The following is a 21,971-nucleotide window of genomic DNA, read 5'->3' as shown; positions in this document are numbered from 1 at the left end:
GCGGGAAGCTCCTCAGACCGTCACGGTTTTCGGCCGGCGCCAGTCGAACCAGCCGGCGACGAGCATGTGCGTCACCCAGACGGCGGTGAAGATCGAACAGAGGATGCCGAGGCCGAGCGTGACGGCGAAGCCCCGGACCGGACCGGAGCCCATGACATAGAGGATGGCCGCGACGATCAGCGTGGTGATGTTGGCGTCCATGATCGTGGCGAAGGCGCGTTCGAAACCGAGGTTGATCGCCCGCGCCGGGCCGCGCGCCGTGCGCATCTCCTCGCGGATACGCTCGAAGATCAGCACGTTCGCATCGACCGCCATGCCGATGGTGAGCACGATGCCGGCGATGCCGGGCATCGTCAGCGTCGCGCCGATGATCGCCATGAGCGCGAAGATCAGTACGATGTTGAGCACCAGCGCCACGTTGGCGAAGAGGCCGAAGAGCCCGTAGGTCACGATCATGTAGACCGCGACCGCGCCGAGCGCGATGACGCCCGCGAGCATGCCCGCGTTGATCGAATCCTGGCCGAGCTCCGGCCCGACGGTCCGCTGCTCCAGCACGCTGATCTCGGCGGGCAGCGCGCCCGCGCGCAGGAGCACGGCGAGGCGCTGCGCCTCCTCGACGGTGAAGTTGCCGGTGATGATGCCCGAGCCGCCGGCGATGTGGCTCTGGATCGTCGGGGCCGAGATCACCTGGTTGTCGAGCACGATGGCGAAGGGCTTGCCGATATTGGCGGCGGTATAGTCGCCGAAGGCCCGCCCGCCGGCCGGGTTGAAGCGGAAGGAGACCGAGGGCATGCCGTTCTGGTCGTAGGAGGGCTGGCTGTCGACGAGCTGCTCGCCCGTCACCACCGCCCGCCGCTCGACGATGTAATAGAGCCCCTGCTGGTCCATCATCGGCAGGAGCAGGTTGTCGAGACCCGGATCGGCCTTCGGATCCGTGGTCTGGCTCACCACCGGATGGAAGGAGAGCCGCGCCGTCTTGCCGATGATGCGCAGCAGTTCGTCTGCCGAGCCGATGCCCGGCACCTGCACGAGGATCCGGTCCGCGCCCTGGCGCTGGATCGAGGGTTCGCGCGTGCCGGTCTCGTCGACGCGGCGGCGGATGATCTCGAGGCTCTGCTGCATCGTGCGGTCGTCGACCGCGGCCTTCTCGGCGTCGCTCAGCGTGACGACGATCATGTCGCCGTCGGCGCGCGCCTCGAATTCCCGGCTGCCCGCGCTCGTGAGCGAGAAGACCGGCTGCGCCGCGTCCCGCACCGCCTGGAGCGCCGCGTCCATTCCGGCCGGGTTCGAGATCCGGATCCGGAGCTCGTCCGGCGTACCCGTCATCCGGCGCGCGGTCCCGACCTGGTCGCGCAGGCCGCGCAGCCGGTCGCGCAGGTCGGGCCAGAGCCCCTCCAGCCGCTCGGCATGCACGTCGGAGGTATGGACCTCGACCAGCACATGCGCCCCGCCCCGGAGATCGAGGCCGAGGTTGACGAGCTCACGCGGCATCCACCGCGGCCATTCCGCGCGTTGCGCGGCGAGCTCGGGCGTCTCCGCCGCGCCGCGCTCCATCGCGGTCACGGCGTCGTTCGAGGTCTCCACGCGGGAATAGAACAGGTTGGGCAGCGCGATCACGATCCCGATCACGCAGATCGCGATGATGATCAGGCGCTTCCAGAGCGGAAATTGCAGCATTCGGGTCCATCCCTGGGATCGCCTCCGGACCGGCCGGAGGCGCGGGGTGTCACGCCTCGGCGGGCACGGTCTTGCTCAGCACCTGGGTGACGGTCGAGCGCACGACGCGCACCTTCACGCTCGGCGCCAGTTCCACCTCGAGCTCGGTATCGCCGACCTTGACGACCTTGCCGATCAGCCCGCCGGCGGTCACCACCTGATCGCCGCGGCGCAGCGCGTCGATCATCGCCTTGTGCTCCCTCACCTTCTTCTGCTGCGGCCGGATCATCAGGAAATACATGATCACGAAGATCAGGACGATCGGGGCGAACTGGATCAGGCCGGCGGCGCCTCCCCCGGAGGCGGCCGCCTGGGCGAAAGCGGGCGTTGCAAACATCGGTCGTTCCTCGTCTTGCGCGCGCGGCCCGGCCCCTGGCCCGACCCCCCGCTCGAATTGCGCGCGGACACTAGCCGCGGGGCCGGGGATTGGCAAGCGGAGGCGGGAGGGCGCGCCGGAGGGCCCGGTGGCACGTCGGTTGGGGCGGTTGTGACGCTGGCGAGGATCACGGTGCCGTGATAGGATTGCCGCACCCCATTTTCAAGTATCTGCCTATTTCGAGAAGGAATCCCTGGAATGGTCACCCGTACAGGCACCGACGCCAATGACTACCTGTCAGGAGAGGCAACGGACGACACGCTCAACGGACGAGCCGGCAACGACACGCTGGTCGGCGACTCGGGCGATGACGTGCTCAACGGCGAGGGCGGAAGGGACTCGCTCGACGGCGGTTTCGGAGAGGATACGCTGAGCGGAGGCGACGGCGATGACACGCTGAACGGCTCCTACGATAGCGACACGCTCGACGGCGGCGATGGCGACGACAGCCTCGACGCCGGCTATTCCGGAGACAACCTGCTGAGTGGCGGCAACGGCGATGACACGCTGAGCGGCGTCTTTTCCGGCGCCGATACGCTGCGCGGCGGCAACGGCGATGACCGGCTTGACGGACTGGGCGGCGCGGACGAGCTTTTCGGCGGGAACGGCGACGACACGCTGCTCGCCCGCGCGGATTCGGCGCTGCTGAGCGGTGGTTCCGGGCAGGACACGGTCTCCTTCGAGAACCTCTTTCCAGGCGTGACCTACCGGATCGGCGATGCTTCCGTGGTCACGAGTTCCGGCACGGTGGAACTCCTCGGCTTCGAGCATGTGATCGGAACCGCCTACGCGGACACGCTTTCGGGTGACGGGCGTGACAACCGGATCGACGGCGGCGGGGGCGACGACTCCCTCACAGGCTCCACCGGCGACGACACGCTGCTGGGCGGCGACGGGTCGGACACGATCGCGGGCGGTCCGGGCGACGACTTCGTCAGCTACGCCACCTTCATCCCCGCCTTCGGCTCCACGGAAGGCGTGCATATCAACCTTGGCGAGGAAACACAGGAGATCTCCGCCTTCGAGACCGACACGCTGCTGAGCATCGAGGGCGTCGAAGGCAGTTCGGGCGACGACACCCTGACCGGCAGCGACGGCGACGAGACCCTGCGCGGCGGACTCGGCGACGATCGCATGGCCGGCGGCGCGGGGACCGATACCGCCGACTATTCCGACGCGACCCTCGACGTCCGTGTCAATCTCGCTCGCGGCGACGGGCAATGGACCGGCATGGGCCGGGACCGCCTCAGCGGGATCGAGAACGCGCGCGGCGGCGGCGGCGACGACCGGCTCGCGGGGGCGGAGGACGACAACGTCCTGTCAGGCGGCGCGGGCGATGACACGCTGATCGGCGGACTTGGCGACGACACTCTTTCAGGCGGCGGAGGCTTCGATCTCGCCGATTATTCCGCGCACGAGGGCGCGCTGGACGTGTCGCTCTCGGGCGGGGCCTCGGGCGCGGCGGGCGATGACCGTCTCATCTCGATCGAGGCGGTCCGGGGTGGCCAGGGCGACGACAGGATCAGCGGCGACGGCCGCGGCAACCTGCTGATCGGCGAGCAGGGCGACGACACCCTGATCGGCGGGCGCGGCAACGATACCCTTTCCGGCGGCTCGCACGACGACTGGCTGAGCGGCGGCGCCGGTTCGGACTGGGCCGACTACTCGGGCCGCTCCGTCCGGCTGCGCATCGACCTGGGGAAGGAAGTGCAGACGAACCGGGGCGCCGGCACCGACCATTTCCGGAGCATCGAGAACGTGAGCGGCGGGACGAGGGACGACGTCCTCAGGGGATCGAGAGGCGACAACGCACTGTCCGGGGGCGAGGGCGACGACACGCTGATCGGCGGCGATGGCGCGGACACGCTGATCGGCGGAACCGGTGACGACGTCCTGAACGCGGGATCCGGCACGAACCAGAGGCTGATCGGCGGCGCCGGCGACGACACCTACGTTCTCGGGCGAAGCACGGGCGGCGGCGTGATCGAGGACGCGGTGGGCCTGCGCGACAAGCTCGACGCGTCGGGCGCCGGCGCGGCGGCGCGGATCGACCTCGGCATCGGCGAGGCGTCGATCGCGGAAGACTACACGCTGCGCATCGCCAGGACGGGCAGCAGCGCGCTGCCGATCGATCTCGTCTTCGCCCAGGATCTCTCCGGCTCCTTCGGCACGGACATCGCCAATGTGCGCGCGCTGGTGCCCGAGATCGTCGACAGCGTCCGCGACGTGAATTCCGACAGCGCCTTCGGCGCCGTGGCGTTCATCGACAAGCCCTACGGCGTGTTCGGCGGCTCCACGGACTACGTCTACAAGGTCTATCAGGACGTGACGACGTCGGCCTCGGCGCTCACCGACGCCTACGCCGCGATGACGATCGGCAATGGCGGCGACCTTCCCGAAAGCCAGCTCGAAGTCCTGCTCCAGATCGCCCGGCACGCCGACGACGAGGTCGGCTTCCGCTCCGACACGCTGCGCCTCGTCGTGCTCTTCACCGACGACCAGTATCACGAGGCCGGCGACGCGCCGGACCTGCCCGCGAACGACGGCGACGGCGTGGTGGAGGGCGATCCGCCGGGATCGGCGGAGGATTACCCGAGCGTGAACCAGGTTCGCGATGCGCTGGCCTCCGCCGGCATCCTGCCGGTCTTCGCGGTGACGGAGGGCCTCCAGAGCACCTACGGGGACCTGGTGGACCGGCTCGGCTTTGGCGGCGTGGTCTCGATCAACGACGAATCGAGCGACGTCGTGGCGGCGATCCGGGACGCCGCGACCGTCGCGACCTCGACCTCCATCGACATCGCCGAGGGAACCCGGTTCGACGACGTGATCCGCGGCAACAGCGTCGACAACGAGCTCATCGGCGGCCGCGGCGACGACGAGCTCCGCGGCCTCTTCGGCGCGGACCGCCTTCTGGGCAACGCGGGCGACGACACGCTGATCGGCGGCTCCGGCAGCGACCGGCTCATCGGCGGGGGCGGCGCGGACCTGCTGGAGGGCGAGGGCGGGCGCGACACCTACGTCTTCGAGACGGTCAGCCAGTCCAACCGGGGCGACTATGACCTGATCGCGGACTTCCGCCACCACGCCGACAGGATCAGGCTGAGCGACATCGATGCGAACGAGGACGTCCGCGGCAACCAGCGGTTCACGTTTATCGGCGAGGCGGAGACGGGCGACACCGGCGAACTCTACTTCGTCCGCGAGGACGGACTGAGGCTGCTGCGCGCCGACGTGGACGGGGACAGCCGCTACGACCTGGAGATCGGTGTCCGCGGCACGCTCGACGCTTCCGACATCCTGCTCTGACGCCGGCGCGTCCAGGCTCGTGGGGGTTCCTTGGCTCCCGGCCCTGGACGCGCCACCTCTCGACCACGCCGTCAACGGAGTGATTGAGACAATTCGCGGGTAATGCTACGGAACTCGGCGGGGGTGCGGAATCAACGCGGCGTTTCGCTGCGGGGTGCTCCACCTGTCAGGCAGGCGAGCAGGCGAAACTCTCCATCGTGGGGAGCGGGATTGGTGCGCGCGTAACCAGTTTGCGAGGTCTCTTACGTATGGCCACGAAGTCGAGGGTCGGTTTCTCGTCTCTCTCCGTCACCGCGCGGGAAAACGACGGATCCGGCAACAACAGCCAGGGCGGCGCGCGGTTCGATCATTACGTCCGGGTCACCCCGAACAGCTACGGCGCCAGTGACGGATCGGTCTGGGACCGGCCCGACGCGGAGGGCGGCGCGAACGACCCCCGCGCGATCAGCGACCGGGTGCTCGCGACCTCGCAGGACCGGCCCGCGCACGAGGGTGTGAACGAGCTCTTCCAGTTCTTCGGCCAGTTCATCACCCATGACATCGCCGGCTCGCAGAGCGGTTCGGACGAGCGGGTCGCCAGCCTCGACCCGCATGTCTTCGGCGGTACCTTCTCGCGCGACGCCTTCGTGATGTCCGACGAGGCTCCGCTCAACGCGAATGTGCGCGAGCAGATCGACAGCCAGACCGCCTTCATGGACCTCTCCCAGGTCTACGGGCCGTCCGACGAGATCAACGCGCTGCTGCGCGATCCGGATTCGGCGAAGCTCCTCACGGGCTCCGGCGGCCTGCTGCCCCACGCGGACGATCTGGCCGCGGCGCACGGGATCACCGCGGCCGAGGCGGCGGCGGGCACGCTCGGCGCGGTCGATTTCGGCGGTGGCCCGGTCGGCACCGTCGGCGGCGACGCGCGGATGAACCAGCAGGCGCAGCTGCTCGCCGACCAGACGATCTTCCTGCGCAACCACAACTGGCACGTCGACCAGCTCGAGAAGCTCTATCCCGGCTGGAGCACCGAGAAGGTCTACCAGACCGCCCGCGCGCTCAACGAGGCGGATTTCCAGCACGTCGTCTACGACGAGTACCTGGCGAAACTGGTTGGCAAGCACGCGCTCAGCGCCTATTCGGGTTTCGACGCCAGGGTCGATCCGAGGATCATCAACGAATGGTCGACGGTGGCCTTCCGCTTCGGCCATGACCAGGCCAGCGCCTCGGATGCGAAACTCGCCGAGGACGGGTCGGGCACGACCGTCGGGCTCGGCGACAACTTCACCCAGTCCTTCCTCGCCGGCAACGGCATCACCTCCCGCGCCGATCTCGACCTCTGGGTGCGCGGCGAACTCGCGCAGGCGGCGCAGGAGATCGACGGCAAGGTCAGCGACGGCGTCCGCAACGAGCTCTTCGGCCTCGGCTTCGACCTCGCCGCCGTCGACATCGCGCGCGGCGACGATCATGGCGTCGGCGACTACAACGCGCTGCGCGCGGGGCTCGGCCTCTCGACCTATTCGAGCCTCGGCGCCTTCGCCCGTGCCAACGACGTCGACGCCGCGACGCTCTCGGCGCTGCGCTCGGTCTACGGCTCCAGCATCGGCGAACTCGATTCGATCGTCGGCGTCCTGCTCGAGAAGGAGGCCAAAGGCTCCATGCTCGGCGAGACCGCGACGATCCTGACGGTCACGCAATTCGAGAACACGCGCGACGGCGACCGGTTCTGGTACCAGGAACGCTTCGCCGACCATCCCGAGCTGATCCGCCAGATCCAGGACACGAGCCTCGCGGACATCATCGCGCGCACCACCGGGATCAACCGCCTCTACCACGACGCCTTCGTCGCGGCGGAGCGGATCGGCGGCACATCGGCGTCCGACACGCTGAACGGCACCGACGGCGCCGACCTGATCATCGGTTTCAACGGCCGCGACACGCTGTCCGGCGGGGCGGTCTCGGACGATCTCTACGGCGGCGACGGCCGGGACGCGCTCTTCGGCGACGGCGGGCACGACATGCTCTGGGGCGGCGCCGCGATGGATACGCTGCGTGGCGGCCGGCATGGCGACACGCTCGACGGCGGCACGGGAAGCGACCTGCTCTTCGGCGACGCGGGCCGCGACACCTTCGTCTTCAAGGGCGGCGGCTACGATCACGTCGCGGATTTCCGCTGGAACGAGACGATCGACCTCTCCGCCTATTCGGAGTTCCAGTCGCTCGCCGACGTCAGGGACCATGTGACCGAGCGCCACGGCAACCAGACGATCCATCTCGAGGACGGCGCCGTGATCCTCGACGACTACGCCGGCCACAGGCTCCATACCTACAACTTCGTCTTCGCGGACAATACCGACATCGTCTGACACCGGCGGGTTCCGCGTTTCGCGGGACCACCCCGGCGCCGCCCGCCTCAGTCGGGCGGCGGCGGGAGCGGGACGAGCGAGGGAGTGTTCCCGGCCGCGTCGCGGACCGGCGGGGCGGGACGCGCCGCCTCGGGCGCCGGCGGCGGGCCGAGGCGCGGAAGGATCGGCCGGGCCGCGTCCCCGCTGATGACCGGGCCGCCCGGCACCAGCGCCGGGCGTTTCGGCGCCTCGGGCGCGCGCTCCGTGTCGCCCGGAACGGCGGGGGCGAAATAGCGGATCGGCGGGAAGATCCAGGCCAGCGCGAGCACCGCGACCAGCGCCGCGGCGAGGCCGAGCGCCACTCCCTTCCAGAATCCGTCTCCCCGACGGCGCCTCCGGACCCGCAAATCCCCGTTCCTTTCCCGCTGGCCCTTGACCCCATCTGACCGGCGGGGCCATGTATAGCGCGCGCGAGCGCCCGTGCCAGCCGAAAAGCCTTGGAAAGTCCGCCAAATGCTGCTGCTGATCGACAATTACGACAGCTTCACCTACAATCTCTACCATTACCTCGGCCAGCTCGGGGCCGAGATCGTCGTGCGCCGCAACGACGAGATCGACGCGCAGGAGGCGATGGCGATGCGTCCCTCCTCTATCCTGCTCTCGCCCGGGCCCTGCGATCCGGATCAGGCCGGCGTCTGCCTCGCGCTGATCGCCGCCGCCGCCGAGACGCGGACGCCGCTCATCGGGGTCTGCCTCGGGCACCAGGCGATCGGCCAGGCCTTCGGCGGCAAGGTGGTGCGCGCGGGCGAGATCGTGCACGGCAAGCTCGGCACGATCACCCATTCCGGCCAGGGCGTCTTCCGGGGCCTGCCCTCGCCCTTCCACGCCACGCGCTACCACAGCCTGATCGTCGAGCGCGCGAGCCTGCCGGACGTGCTCGAGGTCACGGCGGAACTGGCCGACGGGACCATCATGGGTCTCCAGCATCGCGATCTGCCGATCCACGGCGTCCAGTTCCATCCCGAATCGATCGCCTCGGAACACGGCCACGCGCTGCTCGGGAACTTCCTCGAGCTCGCGCGCGTGCCGGCATGAGCGACCGTCTGAAAGCCTTGATCGCGAAGGCGGTCGAGGGCCCGCTGTCGCGCGAACAGGCCGAGGCCGCCTTCCAGACGATCATGGAGGGCGAGGCGACGCCGGCGCAGACCGGCGGCTTCCTGATGACGCTGCGCACCCGGGGCGAGACGGTCACCGAATACGCGGCCGCGGCGGCGGTGATGCGGGCGAAATGCGTCCGCGTCCACGCGCCCGAGGGGGCGATCGACATCGTCGGCACCGGCGGCGACGGCAAGGGCACGCTCAACATCTCGACGGCGGCCGCCTTCGTCGTCGCGGGGGCGGGCGTGCCGGTCGCCAAGCACGGCAACCGCAACCTCTCGTCGAAATCGGGCTCGGCCGACGTGCTGGGCGAGCTCGGGATCCAGGTGATGTCCGGCCCCGAGGTGGTCGAGCAGGCGCTCGCGACCGTCGGCATCGGCTTCATGATGGCGCCGATGCACCACCCGGCGATGCGCCACGTGATGCCGGCGCGCATCGAGCTCGGCACGCGCACGATCTTCAACATCCTCGGGCCGCTCACCAATCCCGCCGCCGTGCGGCGCCAGCTGACCGGCGCCTATTCCCGCGCGGTGATCCGGCCGATGGCCGAGACGCTGCGCGCGCTCGGCTCCGACCGGGCCTGGCTCGTCCACGGCGGCGACGGCACCGACGAGCTCTCGATCGCGGGCGTGACCCACGTGGCCGAGCTCCGCGACGGCGAGATCGCCGAGTTCGACGTCACCCCGGCCGACGCGGGGCTGCCGAGCTATCCGTTCGAGGCGATCCGGGGCGGCACGCCGGCCCAGAACGCCACCGCGCTGCGCGACCTGCTCGACGGCGCGGCCTCGGCCTATCGCGACGCGGTGCTCTTCAACGCCGCGGCCGCGCTCGTCGTCGCGGAACGCGCGGCCGATCTCGCCGAGGGGGTCGAGGTCGCGCGCGCCAGCATCGATTCGGGCGCGGCGCGCGAAAAGGCGGAACGGCTCGCGACGCTGACCCGGCTCGCGGCCGAGGGCGCCCAGGAAGGACGGGGACGATGACCATTCTCGACGAGATCAAGGCCTACAAGCTCGCCGACGTGGCCGAGCGCAAGGCCGCCCGCTCCCTCGCCGAGATCGAGACGCTCGCCCGCGCGGCGGGGCCGGTGCGCCCCTTCGGCGAGGCGCTGGGGCGCGCGGCGATGGCCGGCGGCTACGGGCTCATCGCCGAGATCAAGAAGGCGAGCCCGTCGAAGGGCGTGATCCGCGAGGATTTCGACCCCGCGGCCCTCGCCCGCGCCTACGAGGCCGGCGGCGCCGCCTGCCTCTCGGTCCTGACCGACGGGCCGAGCTTCCAGGGCGACGACGGCTTCCTCGCGATGGCGCGCAATGCGACCAGCCTGCCGGTGCTGCGCAAGGACTTCCTGTTCGACCCCTGGCAGGTGGTGGAATCGCGCGCGCTCGGCGCCGATTGCGTCCTGATCATCCTCGCCGCCGTCACCGACGCCGAGGCCGCCGCGCTGGAGGCCAAGGCGATCGAATGGGGCATGGACGTGCTGATCGAGACGCATGACGAGGAGGAACTGGCGCGCGCGAAGATGCTGCGCTCGAACCTCGTCGGCATCAACAACCGCGACCTCAGGACCTTCGTCACCGATCTCGACGTGACCCGCCGCCTCGCGCGCGACGTGGCGCCGGACCGGCTCATCATCTCGGAATCCGGGATCGCGACGCGGCGGGACCTCGCGAAGCTCGCGAGCTACGGCGTGCGCTGCTTCCTCGTCGGGGAGACGCTGATGCGCGAGGAGAACGTCGAGGGCGCGACGCGCGCGCTGCTGCGCAACCCCTGGACGCCGGAAGCGGGCTGATGTCCGGCCTCACCCATTTCGACGCGACCGGCGCGGCCGCGATGGTCGACGTCTCGGAGAAGCCCGCGACCGCGCGCGAGGCGGTGGCACGCGGCGCGATCGCGATGGCCCCCGCGACGCTCGCGCTGTTCATGGCCGGCACGGCGAGGAAGGGCGATGTCGCGGGCGTGGCGCGGCTCGCCGGCATCATGGCCGCGAAGCGCACCGCGGAGCTGATCCCGCTCTGCCACCCGCTCGCCCTCTCCCGCGTCGCCGTCGACCTCACGCCCGAGCCCGAGGCGAACCGCGTGGTGATCGAGGCGCGGGTGAAGACGACGGGTCCGACCGGCGTCGAGATGGAGGCGCTGACCGCCGTCTCGGTCGCCGCGCTCACCGTCTACGACATGCTGAAGGCGGTGGACCGCGGCATGGTGATCGGCGAGATCCGCGTCGTGATGAAGGAGGGCGGCACCTCCGGACGGTTCGAGGCGCCATGAGCGGGCTTCTCAGCGTCGAGGAGGCGCGCGCCCGCCTCCTCGCCCTCTTCTCCCCGGTCGGGACCGAATCCGTGCCACTCGCCGCGGCCGGCGGCCGCGTGCTCGCCGAGGACGCGGTGGCGACGCGTCCGCAGCCGCCCTTCGACGCCTCCGCGATGGACGGCTACGCGATCCGCGAGGAGGACCACCGCGCGGGCAACCGGCTCGCGGTGATCGGCGCCTCGGCCGCCGGCGCGCGGTTCGAGGGCGCGGTCCGCCCCGGCACCGCTGTCCGGATCTTCACCGGCGCGCCGGTTCCCGATGGCGCCGACCGGGTGGTGATCCAGGAGAACACGACCCGCGTCGAGGATTCCGTCACGCTCGACGAGGCCGCGCCGGGGGGCACCAACATCCGCCCCGCCGGCGGCGACTTCATGCCCGGCGACCGGATCGCGGCGCCGCGCCGGCTCGCCCCCGCCGATCTCGCGCTGCTCGCGGCGATGAACATCGCCCGCCCGGTGCTCCGGCGCCGGCCGGTCGTCGCGCTGATCGCGACCGGCGACGAACTCGCGATGCCGGGCGAGACGCCGGGGCCGGACCAGATCCTCTGCTCCAACAACTTCGGTCTGAAGGCGATGCTCGAAGCGGCGGGGGCCGAGGCGCGGATGCTCCCGATCGCGCGCGACACGCCGGAGAGCCTGACGGCCGCCTTCGACCTCGCCGCCGGCGCCGATCTCGTGGTGACGCTCGGCGGCGCCTCGGTCGGCGAGCACGACCTCGTGCGCGCCACCGCGCTCGGCCGCGGGCTCGACCTCTCCTTCTACAAGATCGCGATGCGGCCCGGAAAACCGTTGATGGCGGGCCGGCTCGGGACGACACCGATGATCGGCCTGCCTGGCAATCCGGTCTCGGCGATGGTCTGCGGCCTGCTCTTCGTCCTGCCCGCGGTCCGGCGCATGCTCGGCCTGCCCGAGGAGGCGGCCCTGCGGTTTCCCGCCAGGCTCGAGGCGGCGCTGGAGCCGAACGGCCCCCGGGCGCATTACATGATGTCGCGCGCCGAGCCGGAGCCGGGCGGCTGGCGGATCGAGGCCTTCGGGCGGCAGGATTCCTCGCTGCTCTCGGTGCTGTCGCGGGCCAACGCGCTCCTGGTCCGCCCGCCCCACGACCCGGCCCGGGCAAGCGGGGACCGGGTCGAATTCCTCTGGATCTGAACAACCCAGAGTTGCAATTTGAGAATATTCCTTGACACAAAACATGAACGTTTCTAGAACACTAGCCGAATGCGGGTAAGAGGGAACGGGCGATGCTGACGCGCAAGCAATATGATCTGCTGCACTTCATCCACGATCGCCTGCGCCGGGACGGCGTCCCCCCCTCCTTCGACGAGATGAAGGAGGCGCTCGACCTCCGCTCGAAATCCGGGATCCACCGGCTGATCACCGCGCTCGAGGAGCGCGGCTTCATCCGCCGACTCGCCCACCGGGCCCGCGCGATCGAGATCCTGCGCCTGCCCGACAGTTTCGAGAGCGCGGGCGCGGCGCTTCCCTCCGCCCGGGAGGCGGAGGCGCCGGTCGCGACGCCTACGGCCGCGGCCTTCTTCGAACTGCCGGTCATGGGCCGGATCGCCGCCGGCACGCCGATCGAGGCGATCCAGCAGGTGTCGCGCAACGTCGCGGTTCCGGCCGCGATGCTCGCGCACCAGGGCCGGCACTACGCGCTCGAGGTGCGGGGCGATTCGATGATCAACGCCGGGATCAACAACGGCGACCTGGTCGTGATCCAGGAGCAGTCGACCGCGAACAACGGCGACATCGTCGTGGCGCTGATCGACGGCGAGGAGGCGACGCTGAAGACTTTCCGCCGCCGGGGCGGCACGATCGCGCTGGAGGCGGCGAATCCCGCCTACGAAACCCGGCTCTACCAGGATCACCAGGTCCGGGTGCAGGGCAGGCTCGTCGGCTTGCTCCGCACCTACTGAGCCCGCGACCGGGCGCCCGTCCACCAAGCTTGAACGTTGCGAAATCCAAGCCCTCCGGGCGGTGGCGCCGCGGCGAGGGCGGCGCCCTTCGCAAGGCCGCGCCCGCGACGCGTTTCACGACCTTCGCCCGTCAGGGCGCCTCGCCGGAGACGGCACGCCTCGTCGCACCCGCCGGCTGTTCGAGCCGCCGGTTGCTCGGCTGGAAGCTCGCTTCTTCCCCGTGCTTCATATGGGCATGAAATCTATCGGGCAGTCCGCGCCGGCCCGAAGCGCCGGAGCGAGGGGCCCCGCCAACGGGCGGGGAGAACCGGACTCGCGGGCAACGGCCCGCTCCGCGCGGTCCGGACCCAAGGCCCGGATCGCCGCCCGATCAGGCCAGCGCCCGCGCGAGACGCGCCGGCGCGGCCGGTCAGATCATCTCGGCCCGGCGGAGACGCCGCGCGCCCGCGCGGGACGCGGTCGAGGCCGCCGCCCCGCCCTGTTCGGCCAGCGAACGGACCAGCGCGATCAGCGAGGCGCGCGTATCGGGATCGGGGATCGACAGGAAGGCGTCGTCGAGCATGGTCAGCTCGGCCTCCTTCGGACCCTCGGTCTCCGCCTCGAATCCCGGCCGGGATCCGAGCCCTTCGTAGAAGTACTGGACCGGCACCTGCAGGATGCGCGCCATCAGATAGAGCCGGCCCGCGCCGATCCGGTTCGAACCGTTCTCGTATTTCTGCACCTGGCTGAAGGTCAGCCCCAGATGCTGTCCAAGGCGGCTCTGGCTGATGCCGAGATACTCGCGCCGCTGCCGCATGCGTCGGCCGACATGCGCGTCGACCTGGCTCGTCTTGCTCGCCTGCATCGGGAGTTCATTCATAGTGGCTGCGCCCCCTTCCTTTTCAATCATCTTTTTCGTTCAAACGTTTTCGTGGCGGCGGCCGGGCGCCCCCTTCCGCCGCCACGGCCCCTCTCGGGGAGGAGGAGCGGGATCTGGTCCCGCCCCCGTCCCGTCTTATCCCGCCGACGCTCTACTCGCGAAACCTGTCCTATTGTACAGACGCGATCGCGGGACAGGCGTTCCTACTCGGCCGCCATCAGCTGTTCGGGCGCGGGGGTGGCGGACATCTGCAGCACCGCGTATTTGCGTCCGTCGTTCTCGTTGAGATAGGGCTCGCCGAGGCGTTGCGCGTCGAAGCCGAGCTGGCGCAGCCCCCGCATCAGCGGCAGCGGCGACAGCGAGACCAGCGCCTCGGCGCCGCGCGACCGCGCGACCCGCACCAGCCCGTCGACGATGAGCGACAGGCAGGTCGCGCGCTCGGCATGGCCCGCGACGTCGTGGGACATCACGAGCCGGGTGCATTCCCAGACCTCGGGCGTCGCGATGTCGGCCGGCATCACCTCGGGCGGGATGTGGCGCAGCCCGCCGCGCAGCGCGTCGCGCAACATATAGGTGTGATTGCCCCAGCGCGCGGTGGTCGGCATGCAGCGCGCGCCGCCGATGACCGCGCCCCCGCGCAGCACCAGCGAGTAATGCGCGAGCGGGTTGTCGTACTGGTCCATTTCCACTTCGTCGTCATGGGGAATGTCCCATCCCAGTTCATCGACGAAGAAGGATTTGCGGAGCCGCAGGAAGTCGTGGAAGGCGGCGCCGTGGCGATGCTGGTCAAGAAAGGCGAAAGTGATGTTGCGCATGACTCATCCTCTGTTTGGATGAGCCAAGCTATGCCCGCGACGCGCGTCGTGTTAATCACTGTCGCAGGGCGATACGCTCGAAAGGAGTAGAATTCGGCTGAAAACGGCTCAGATCATGCCCAGCATGGTCGCCCGGGCGGCGGCCTGGGTCCCTGTCTTGGCCCGGAGCTTCAGCCGGGCGCTCTTCAGCCGCTGCTTGATCGCGCTTTCCGAAACGCCCAGCGCGCAGGCGATCTCCTTCATCAGCAACCCGTTCTTGACGAGCCCGAGCGTCTCGAGCTCCGCCGGCGTCAGCTTCCGCGGCTGTTCGAGCGCGGCGTGCTCGGCGCGCAGGAGCGCGGTCAGCCGCTCGAGTTCCTCCGTCTCGAACTCGCGGTCGGAGCGGCAGAAGATGCCGAAGCTCCGCTGTCCCGAATCACCCGCGTCGCGACAACTGACCGCCGCGCCGAAGAGCAGGTCATGGGCCTTGGCGAGTTCGAGCACGCCGAGTTCATCCTCGATTCCGAGCTCGCTCCAGCGCGCGGCGCCGTCGTTGCGGTAGCACCAGGCGATGGCCGGATCGTGCACGATCAGGCCGCTCATCGTGTATTCGCGCACCCAGAGTTCCGGAAGGCGATTCTGCTCGACCATGGGAAAGGCGAAACCCACGCGCAAGGCGATGTAGAAGCCTGCCGGGGCGAGTTCCTGAAAGTCCTGCGCTATCATTCAACCCACTTGCCACTGGCGCCCGCGAAAGTTCTTTCACCGCCGCCGCCATGGAACTAGTTTCCATCGGATGGAGATTAGGCGGATCCGCGCCATCTCGCAACCATGTCGCGAGCAAAGGGGGGAAAATGGCTCATCGGACGAGCATCGCCGGCTTGTTGCGGGAGCTCGACCGCCGCAGCCCGGCCGGATTCGCCATCGCGCTCCACATCCGCTTCACCGCACCGGCCTATCTTTTCCAGACCTATCCGAAGCGCTGGATGGATCATTATTCGGAGCACGGGATGGTGGTGAACGACCCGACCGTGCGCTGGGGCGTGCAGAATCTGGGCCATGTCCGCTGGAGCGATCTGGAACGGATCGACAGCGCCGGCGTGCTCAACGCGGCGAAGAACCACGGGCTGATGAACGGCGCCACCATCGCGATCATGCCCGACGGAACCCGCACCATCGCGAGCTTCGCCCGCGCGGATCGCGACTACGAGGATTTCGAGATCGAGGAGCTGGAGGATCTGCTGTCGCGGCTCCACGCGGAAACCGCAGGCCTGCCCAGGCTCAGCGCCGCCGACCGCTCGGCGCTGCGCCAGCTTTCGGTGCGGCTCACGCACTGAGCGCGTCTGACCGCGGGCGGCCCAGAGATCGAACCCGGCCTCCGAACAGCCCTCCGGATGCGTCCCGCCATGATCCCGCCCTCCGCCCGGGAACCGGCGCGATCCTGCTCCGTTCTCTCCGGGCACGCCAGCGTGAATTGCGCTTCACGCGAACATATGGTGAACATTAGCGATGGACGACCGATTGGCCACGAAGCTCCGCATCCTCGCCGACGCGGCGAAATACGATGCCTCCTGCGCCTCCTCCGGGGCGCCGAAACGCCGCGCGGGGCCGGGCGGCCTCGGCTCGACCTCGAACGGCATCTGCCATTCCTACACGCCCGACGGGCGCTGCGTGTCGCTCCTGAAGATCCTGATGACGAACTACTGCCTGTTCGACTGCGCCTATTGCGTGAACCGGCGTTCCTCCAACACGCCGCGCGCGCGGTTCACGGTCGAGGAGGTCATCGCCGTCACGCTCGACTTCTACAAGCGCAACTACATCGAGGGGCTCTTCCTCTCCTCCGGCATCGCCCGCTCGCCCGACCGGACGATGGAGGACATGCTCAGGATCGCGCGGGGCCTTAGGCGCGACCACGGTTTCGCCGGCTACATCCACCTGAAGACCATCCCGGAGGCGAGCCCCTGGCTCATCGAACAGGCCGGGCTCTGGGCCGACCGGCTCTCGGTCAATCTCGAACTGCCGAGCGCGGCGAGCCTCGGGCGGCTCGCGCCGGAGAAATCGGCCGCCGCGATCGAGGGCGCGATGGCCCAGACCCGCGCGCGCATCGCCGAGGCGCGGGAGGAGCGCCGCCGCTTCGCCCCCGCCGGACAGAGCACGCAGGTGATCGTCGGCGCCGACGTGGCGACGGATACCGAGCTGCTGACGACGAGCGACCGGCTCTACCGCGAGCACCGGCTGGCGCGGGTCTACTATTCCGCCTTCTCGCCGATCCCGGAGCCGAGCAGCGCGCTGCCGCCCGAGGCGCCGCCGCTTGGCCGCGAGAACCGGCTCTATCAGGCCGACTGGCTGCTCAGGTCCTACGGTTTCACGCTCGCGGAGATCGCGGCGGCGACCGAGGGCGGCATGCTCGACCTCGGCATCGATCCGAAGCTGGCCTGGGCGCTGCGCCATCGCGAGCGCTTCCCGGTCGACGTGAACCGCGCGCGCCGTTCGGAACTGCTGCGCGTGCCGGGGCTGGGGATCCGGGTGGTGGACCGCATCCTCGCCGCGCGGCGCCACGGCGCGCTCCGCCTCGCCGACCTGGCACGGCTGACCCGCAATTCGCGCAGGCCCCTGCCCTTCATCGTGACGCCCGACCATCGCGCGCCCGGGCTCGACCGGCTCGACCTGCGCGCGCGGCTCACGGCGAAGCCGCGCCAGCTGGAGCTCTTCTGATGCGGTCCGTCGCGCTCCGCGCCGGGGCCAATCTCGCGGGCTTCCGCGCGGCGCTGCGCGCGCTGATGGCCGAGGGCGTCCCGCCCGCCGAGGTGGTCTGGCAGGAGGAGGGCGCGCCCGCCGATCTGCACGCCCGGCCCCTCGTTCCGCATCCGGAGGCACCGGCGGTCCCGCTGCCCCGGGCGGCGGTCGATCTGATCGCAACCGTCGTTATGCACCGCGCCCCCGAACGCTACGCGCGGCTCCACGACCTCTGCTGGCGCCTCACCCATGGCGAGGCGGCGCTGCTCGACGACCCGTCCGACCCGCTCGTCCACCGGCTCGGGGCCATGGCGCGCGAGATCCGGCGCGAGATCCACAAGATGCACGCCTTCGTCCGCTTCCGCCGCGTCGAGGAGGCGGGGCTCGAACGCTACGTCGCCTGGTTCGAGCCGGAGCATTTCATCCTCGAAGCGGCGGCGCCCTTCTTCCGCGACCGTTTCCGCGCGCTCGACTGGACGATCCTGACGCCCGTCGGCTCCGTCCGCTGGAACGGCGAGAGCCTCGCCTTCGGCCCGCCCGCGACGCGGGACGAGGCGCCGGCGGGCGATCCCGTCGAGGCCGCCTGGACCGGCTATTACGCGGCGACGTTCAATCCCGCGCGGGTCAATCCCGCCCGGATGCGCCAGGAGATGCCGCGGCGCTACTGGCGCGACCTGCCCGAGGCGGCGACGATCCCCGGGCTGATCGCGGAGGCCCCGGCGCGGGCGCGCGAGATGATCGAGAAGGAGGCGGAGATGCCCCGCAAACGCGACCCGGCCCGCGCCGTGGCGGCGATGGCCGAACAGAGGCCCGCGAGCCTCGCGGAACTCAACGCGATCATCGCGCGCTCCGATCCCTTCGTGGAGGGCGGGACGCGCGCCGTGCTCGGCGAAGGGCCGGACCACGCCGCCATCGCCTTCGTGGGCGAACAGCCGGGCGACCAGGAGGACAGCCAGGGCCGGCCCTTCGTCGGCCCCGCCGGCCAGCTTCTCGACCGCGCGCTGGCCGAGGCGGGAATCGGCCGCGCCGCCTGCTATCTCACGAACGCCGTCAAGCATTTCAAGTTCAGGCAGACCGGCAAGCGCCGGCTGCACCAGACGCCGACGGCGGGCGAGGTGCGCCATTACCGCTGGTGGCTCGAGACCGAACTCGACCTCGTCGCGCCCCGGCTGACGGTCGCGCTCGGCGCCACCGCGGCGCTGGCGCTCGCGGGCCGCGCGGTGCCGGTGACGAAGAACCGCGGTCCCTGGCGGTTCGGCGACCGGCCGGGCTACCTGACCGTGCATCCCTCCTATCTGCTGCGCCTGCCCGACGCGGAGGCGAAGGCGCGCGAATACGCGCGCTTCGTCGAGGATCTGCGCGCCGCGCGCGCCCTCGCGGCCTGACCGGCGATCGTCGCGCGCGGGAAGAAACCGCTTCGTCCCGCGCGCCCTTGTCGCCGAACGGGCCGGGCGATAGAGGAGCGCGCGGAGGGCCTGTCCATGCAGCACCAGAATCTCTTCAAGGCGGCCCTCTGGATGGGCGCCGCCGTTCTCTCCTTCTCGGCCATGGCGGTGGCGGGCCGCGAGCTTCTCGTCGACATGAACACGTTCGAGCTCATGCTCTACCGCTCGGGCGTGGGCTTCGTCTGCGTCTGCGCGATCATCGCGCTCCGGCCCGCGGGCTTCTCGCTCGTCCGGACCCGGAACCTCCGGCTGCATCTGCTGCGCAACGCCATTCACTACACCGGCCAGAATCTCTGGTTCTACGCGATCTCGCTCATCGCGCTGAGCCAGGTCGTGGCGATCGAATTCACCAACCCGATCTGGGTCGCGCTGCTCGCGCCCTTCCTGCTCGGGGAGCGGCTGACGCGCGCGCGGCTGATCGCCGCGCTCCTCGGCTTCATCGGCGTGCTGATCGTGGCGCAGCCCGGCCGCGCGCCGATCGGGCCGGGTCAGGTCGCGGTCGCGGTCGCCGCGCTCTGCTACGCGCTCAACACGATCTACACGAAGCAGATCATGCGCCACGACCACGTGCTGACGGTGATCTTCTACATGACGCTCACGCAGGGCGCGGGGAGCCTCGTCCTGTCGCTGCCGGGGGGCATTCCGCTGCCCTCGGCCGGGGATCTCTTCTACATCCTCGTCGTCGGCGTGACCGGCGTCAGCGCGCATTTCGCGCTGACCTCGGCGCTCGGCTGGGCGCCGGCGACGATCGTCGCGCCGATGGATTTCGCGCGGCTTCCGCTCATCGCCTTCGTCGGCGCGCTGCTCTACGGCGAGACGCTGAGCCCGATGGTCGCGGTCGGCGCCGCGATCATCGTCTGCGCCAATGTCGTGAACCTGCGCGACGGCGCCCGGCGGATCCGGACCGCCTGACCGGCCCCGCGGCGGCGGGGCCTCCCCCTACCGCGCGCCCCCTTCCGCCTTGCCCGGGGCCGTGCTAGTCGGACGCCCGGATTTGAACCGGTCCGGAAGAACGAGGAGACGGATATGCAGATCGACGCGATCCCGGCGGGCAAGAACCCGCCCGAGGACATCAATGTCGTGATCGAGATCACGGGCGGCGCCGCCGGCGGCGCGCCGGTCAAGTACGAGATCGACAAGGAGTCGGGCGCCGTCTTCGTCGACCGGGTCGTGAACACGCCGATGTTCTACCCCTGCAACTACGGTTTCGTCCCGAACACGCTGCACGCCGACGGCGACCCGACCGACGTGCTCGTGCTCTGCGACTTCCCGCTGCATCCGGGCGTCGTGATCCGCTGCCGTCCGGTCGGCGTCCTGAAGATGGAGGACGACGGCGGCATGGACGACAAGCTGATCGCCGTGCCCGTCACCAAGGTCGACCCGTTCCAGGCCCATATCAAGGACCTCGACGACGTGCCGCAGAAGACGCGCGACCGGATCAAGCACTTCTTCGAGCACTACAAGGACCTCGAGGAAGGCAAGTGGGTGAAGGTCATCGGCTGGGGCGACAAGGCCGAGGCCGAATCGATCCTGAAGACCTCGCTCGACGCGGTGAAGAAGTAACTCCGGACCGGCCCGCGCCTCCCGCGCGGGCCGCTTCGTTCGGGCCAGGCGCGCCCCGCCTCAGAGGATCAGGTCCGCCTCGCGCAGCGCGATGTGCCCCTCGAGCCCGATCGCGAAATCCGCGGTCCCGTCGCCGTCGAGATCGGCCACGATCCGCGTCCCCTCGGCCGCGTGGTGATCGTAGCGCACCTCCCCCGCCCTGTCCGAGAAACCCGCGGTCCCCACGAAACGCAGCGCCGGCCCGTCCTTGGCAAGCCCGGAGAGGTCGACCAGATCGCGTTCGCTGCGGTGGAAGTCGAGCACCACGTCGCGGAAGCGCACCGTCGAATCGGCCGCCGCCGTGTAGATGAAGCGGTCCGCCCCCTCGCCGCCGCGGAGCTGGTCGAGGTTCCGCCCCCCCGTCAGCCAGTCGTCCCCGTCGCCCCCCAGCAGCCGGTCGCGGTTGTCGCCGCCCGAGAGCGTGTCGTCCCCGTCGCCGCCCACGAGCCGGTCCGGGCCGCGCAGGCCGCGCAGGAAATCGTCGCCGTCGAGGCCGAGCAGGCGGTTGGCGAGGCCGTTGCCGGTCAGGCGGTCGTCGAACGCGCTTCCGTCCGCGTTCTCGATCTCGGTGTAGTAGCCGAGAAAGACCTGCCCGCCCCAGAGCAGCGAGCGTCCCTTCGCCCCCTCGTAGTTCCAGGTTCCGCCGCCGAGGTCGAGGCGCACCCCCTCCTCGGCGTCGCGCGCGGTGATCCGGTCCTCGCCGCCGCCGTCCCAGATGAGCTTGTCCTCGCCGAAGACATAGACGTTGTCGCCGCGCCGCGACTGGGCGGGGCCGTAGATGCTCTGGAGCGCGATGATGTCGTAGAGGCCGAGCTCGTCGGTCCCGGCCTCGCGGTTGTAGGACATGATCGTGTTCTCGCCCTTATCCTCCCAAGGCGGCAGGACGGGCTCGGCCGGATCGGCGTCGCTGTACTGGACCGGATGCTTCAGTCCCAGCGTATGGCCGACCTCGTGCAGCACCACGTCGTAATGGATGACGCCGATCTTCGTGTCGTACCAGACCTCGTTCGGCCGCATGAGCCCGTCATCGTCCGGATAGCCGTAGAGATCCCCGGTCGGCTTGTAGGTCCAGGTGTTCCACGAATAGCCCTGCACATCGGCTTCCCCGATGTCGAACTGCCCGAAATTGACGTCGGCGGTCCCCTCCACGCGGGTGAAATGAACGTTCGCCACCGCCTCGTAGGCATGGATCGCCCGCTCGACGCGGTCGATCTGGCGCGCCGTGTAGCGCGCGAATCCGTCATGGGGATCGCCGAACTCGTCCGGCGTCCAGTCGGGAACGCTGGTCAGGAAGGCGTAGGTCAGCCGCGCCGGCGTCCCGTCCTCGGCGTTCGGATAGGGACGCCAGTCCGCGTCCTCCTCATAGGTGTTGCGCAATGCGTCCACGAAATACGCGGCCATGATCCTTTTCCTCGAAATGCCCGGGCGCGACG

At 70.0% G+C, this 21,971-nt stretch carries 20 protein-coding genes; 13 read left to right on the top strand and 7 right to left on the bottom strand.

Annotated elements, in window-relative coordinates; translation table 11 throughout:
• Positions 1–12: 12 nt before the first annotated feature.
• Positions 13–1,677 carry a protein translocase subunit SecD gene (gene secD, locus FJM51_RS01510; protein ID WP_140452329.1) on the bottom strand — a complete coding sequence of 555 codons (1,665 nt, stop codon included), beginning with the start codon at positions 1,675–1,677 and terminating at the stop codon, positions 13–15.
• A 49-nt stretch (positions 1,678–1,726) separates the two neighbouring features.
• A complete protein-coding gene (yajC, locus tag FJM51_RS01505; RefSeq protein WP_140452328.1) occupies positions 1,727–2,053 on the bottom strand; it encodes a preprotein translocase subunit YajC in 327 nt (108 codons plus the stop codon).
• Between the two features lie 237 nt (positions 2,054–2,290).
• Here yajC and FJM51_RS01500 point away from each other — a divergent pair, with 237 nt between their 5' ends.
• The gene (locus tag FJM51_RS01500; RefSeq protein ID WP_140452327.1) at positions 2,291–5,398 is read left to right on the top strand and encodes a M10 family metallopeptidase C-terminal domain-containing protein; all 3,108 of its coding nucleotides are present in this window, start codon (positions 2,291–2,293) and stop codon (positions 5,396–5,398) included.
• Positions 5,399–5,646: 248 nt separating this feature from the next.
• Positions 5,647–7,746, top strand: a complete 2,100-nt coding sequence (locus FJM51_RS01495; protein WP_140452326.1) for a peroxidase family protein — start codon at positions 5,647–5,649, stop codon at positions 7,744–7,746.
• 47 nt (positions 7,747–7,793) lie between these two features.
• On the opposite strand, the gene FJM51_RS01490 is transcribed toward FJM51_RS01495, so the two are convergent.
• Positions 7,794–8,087: a hypothetical protein gene (locus tag FJM51_RS01490; RefSeq protein WP_140452325.1), complete on the bottom strand. Its 294-nt coding sequence runs from the start codon at positions 8,085–8,087 to the stop codon at positions 7,794–7,796.
• A gap of 151 nt (positions 8,088–8,238) precedes the next feature.
• On the opposite strand from FJM51_RS01490, the gene FJM51_RS01485 reads away from it, so the two are divergent.
• The 6 genes from FJM51_RS01485 to lexA all read left to right on the top strand — a co-directional run bounded on the left by FJM51_RS01485 (position 8,239) and on the right by lexA (position 13,102).
• Positions 8,239–8,820: an anthranilate synthase component II gene (locus FJM51_RS01485; protein WP_140452324.1), complete on the top strand. Its 582-nt coding sequence runs from the start codon at positions 8,239–8,241 to the stop codon at positions 8,818–8,820.
• A complete protein-coding gene (gene trpD / locus FJM51_RS01480; protein WP_140452323.1) occupies positions 8,817–9,863 on the top strand; it encodes an anthranilate phosphoribosyltransferase in 1,047 nt (348 codons plus the stop codon). Before FJM51_RS01485 ends, trpD begins: the two co-directional genes overlap by 4 nt.
• Positions 9,860–10,669 (top strand): indole-3-glycerol phosphate synthase TrpC, encoded by an 810-nt coding sequence (trpC, locus tag FJM51_RS01475; RefSeq protein ID WP_140452322.1) that lies wholly within the window; start codon positions 9,860–9,862, stop codon positions 10,667–10,669. The genes trpD and trpC overlap by 4 nt, the downstream gene beginning before the upstream one ends.
• Positions 10,669–11,145 (top strand): cyclic pyranopterin monophosphate synthase MoaC, encoded by a 477-nt coding sequence (moaC, locus tag FJM51_RS01470; protein WP_140452321.1) that lies wholly within the window; start codon positions 10,669–10,671, stop codon positions 11,143–11,145. Before trpC ends, moaC begins: the two co-directional genes overlap by 1 nt.
• Entirely contained in the window at positions 11,142–12,335 is a 1,194-nt protein-coding gene (locus FJM51_RS01465) for a molybdopterin molybdotransferase MoeA (protein ID WP_140452320.1), read from the top strand. The genes moaC and FJM51_RS01465 overlap by 4 nt, the downstream gene beginning before the upstream one ends.
• 92 nt (positions 12,336–12,427) lie before the next feature.
• Positions 12,428–13,102 (top strand): transcriptional repressor LexA, encoded by a 675-nt coding sequence (gene lexA, locus FJM51_RS01460; RefSeq protein ID WP_140452319.1) that lies wholly within the window; start codon positions 12,428–12,430, stop codon positions 13,100–13,102.
• A 409-nt stretch (positions 13,103–13,511) separates the two neighbouring features.
• Here lexA and FJM51_RS01455 read toward each other — a convergent pair whose 3' ends face one another.
• From FJM51_RS01455 to FJM51_RS01445, 3 genes are all read right to left on the bottom strand, one after another.
• The gene (locus FJM51_RS01455; RefSeq protein WP_233712925.1) at positions 13,512–13,961 is read right to left on the bottom strand and encodes a helix-turn-helix domain-containing protein; all 450 of its coding nucleotides are present in this window, start codon (positions 13,959–13,961) and stop codon (positions 13,512–13,514) included.
• 203 nt (positions 13,962–14,164) lie between these two features.
• On the bottom strand, positions 14,165–14,776 hold the full coding sequence (locus FJM51_RS01450) for an acyl-homoserine-lactone synthase (protein WP_140452318.1): 612 nt from the start codon (positions 14,774–14,776) through the stop codon (positions 14,165–14,167).
• A gap of 108 nt (positions 14,777–14,884) precedes the next feature.
• Complete coding sequence (locus FJM51_RS01445) at positions 14,885–15,481, bottom strand: helix-turn-helix transcriptional regulator (RefSeq protein WP_140452317.1); 597 nt, start codon at positions 15,479–15,481, stop codon at positions 14,885–14,887.
• Between the two features lie 128 nt (positions 15,482–15,609).
• Here FJM51_RS01445 and FJM51_RS01440 point away from each other — a divergent pair, with 128 nt between their 5' ends.
• From FJM51_RS01440 to ppa, 5 genes are all read left to right on the top strand, one after another.
• Positions 15,610–16,092, top strand: coding sequence for an autoinducer binding domain-containing protein (locus tag FJM51_RS01440; protein ID WP_181164405.1), 483 nt, complete (start codon positions 15,610–15,612; stop codon positions 16,090–16,092).
• 172 nt (positions 16,093–16,264) lie between these two features.
• Positions 16,265–17,470, top strand: coding sequence for a putative DNA modification/repair radical SAM protein (locus FJM51_RS01435; protein ID WP_140452315.1), 1,206 nt, complete (start codon positions 16,265–16,267; stop codon positions 17,468–17,470).
• The gene (locus tag FJM51_RS01430; protein ID WP_140452314.1) at positions 17,470–18,876 is read left to right on the top strand and encodes a UdgX family uracil-DNA binding protein; all 1,407 of its coding nucleotides are present in this window, start codon (positions 17,470–17,472) and stop codon (positions 18,874–18,876) included. The genes FJM51_RS01435 and FJM51_RS01430 overlap by 1 nt, the downstream gene beginning before the upstream one ends.
• Positions 18,877–18,972: 96 nt before the next feature.
• The gene (locus FJM51_RS01425; protein WP_140452313.1) at positions 18,973–19,848 is read left to right on the top strand and encodes a DMT family transporter; all 876 of its coding nucleotides are present in this window, start codon (positions 18,973–18,975) and stop codon (positions 19,846–19,848) included.
• 114 nt (positions 19,849–19,962) lie between these two features.
• Complete coding sequence (ppa, locus tag FJM51_RS01420) at positions 19,963–20,499, top strand: inorganic diphosphatase (RefSeq protein ID WP_140452312.1); 537 nt, start codon at positions 19,963–19,965, stop codon at positions 20,497–20,499.
• Between the two features lie 60 nt (positions 20,500–20,559).
• Here ppa and FJM51_RS01415 read toward each other — a convergent pair whose 3' ends face one another.
• Positions 20,560–21,939 carry a M10 family metallopeptidase C-terminal domain-containing protein gene (locus FJM51_RS01415; protein ID WP_140452311.1) on the bottom strand — a complete coding sequence of 460 codons (1,380 nt, stop codon included), beginning with the start codon at positions 21,937–21,939 and terminating at the stop codon, positions 20,560–20,562.
• Positions 21,940–21,971: the final 32 nt, after the last annotated feature.

This window comes from Amaricoccus solimangrovi, from assembly GCF_006385685.1.
Lineage (GTDB): Bacteria > Pseudomonadota > Alphaproteobacteria > Rhodobacterales > Rhodobacteraceae > Amaricoccus > Amaricoccus solimangrovi.
This window is presented reverse-complemented; position numbering and strand designations above follow the sequence as displayed.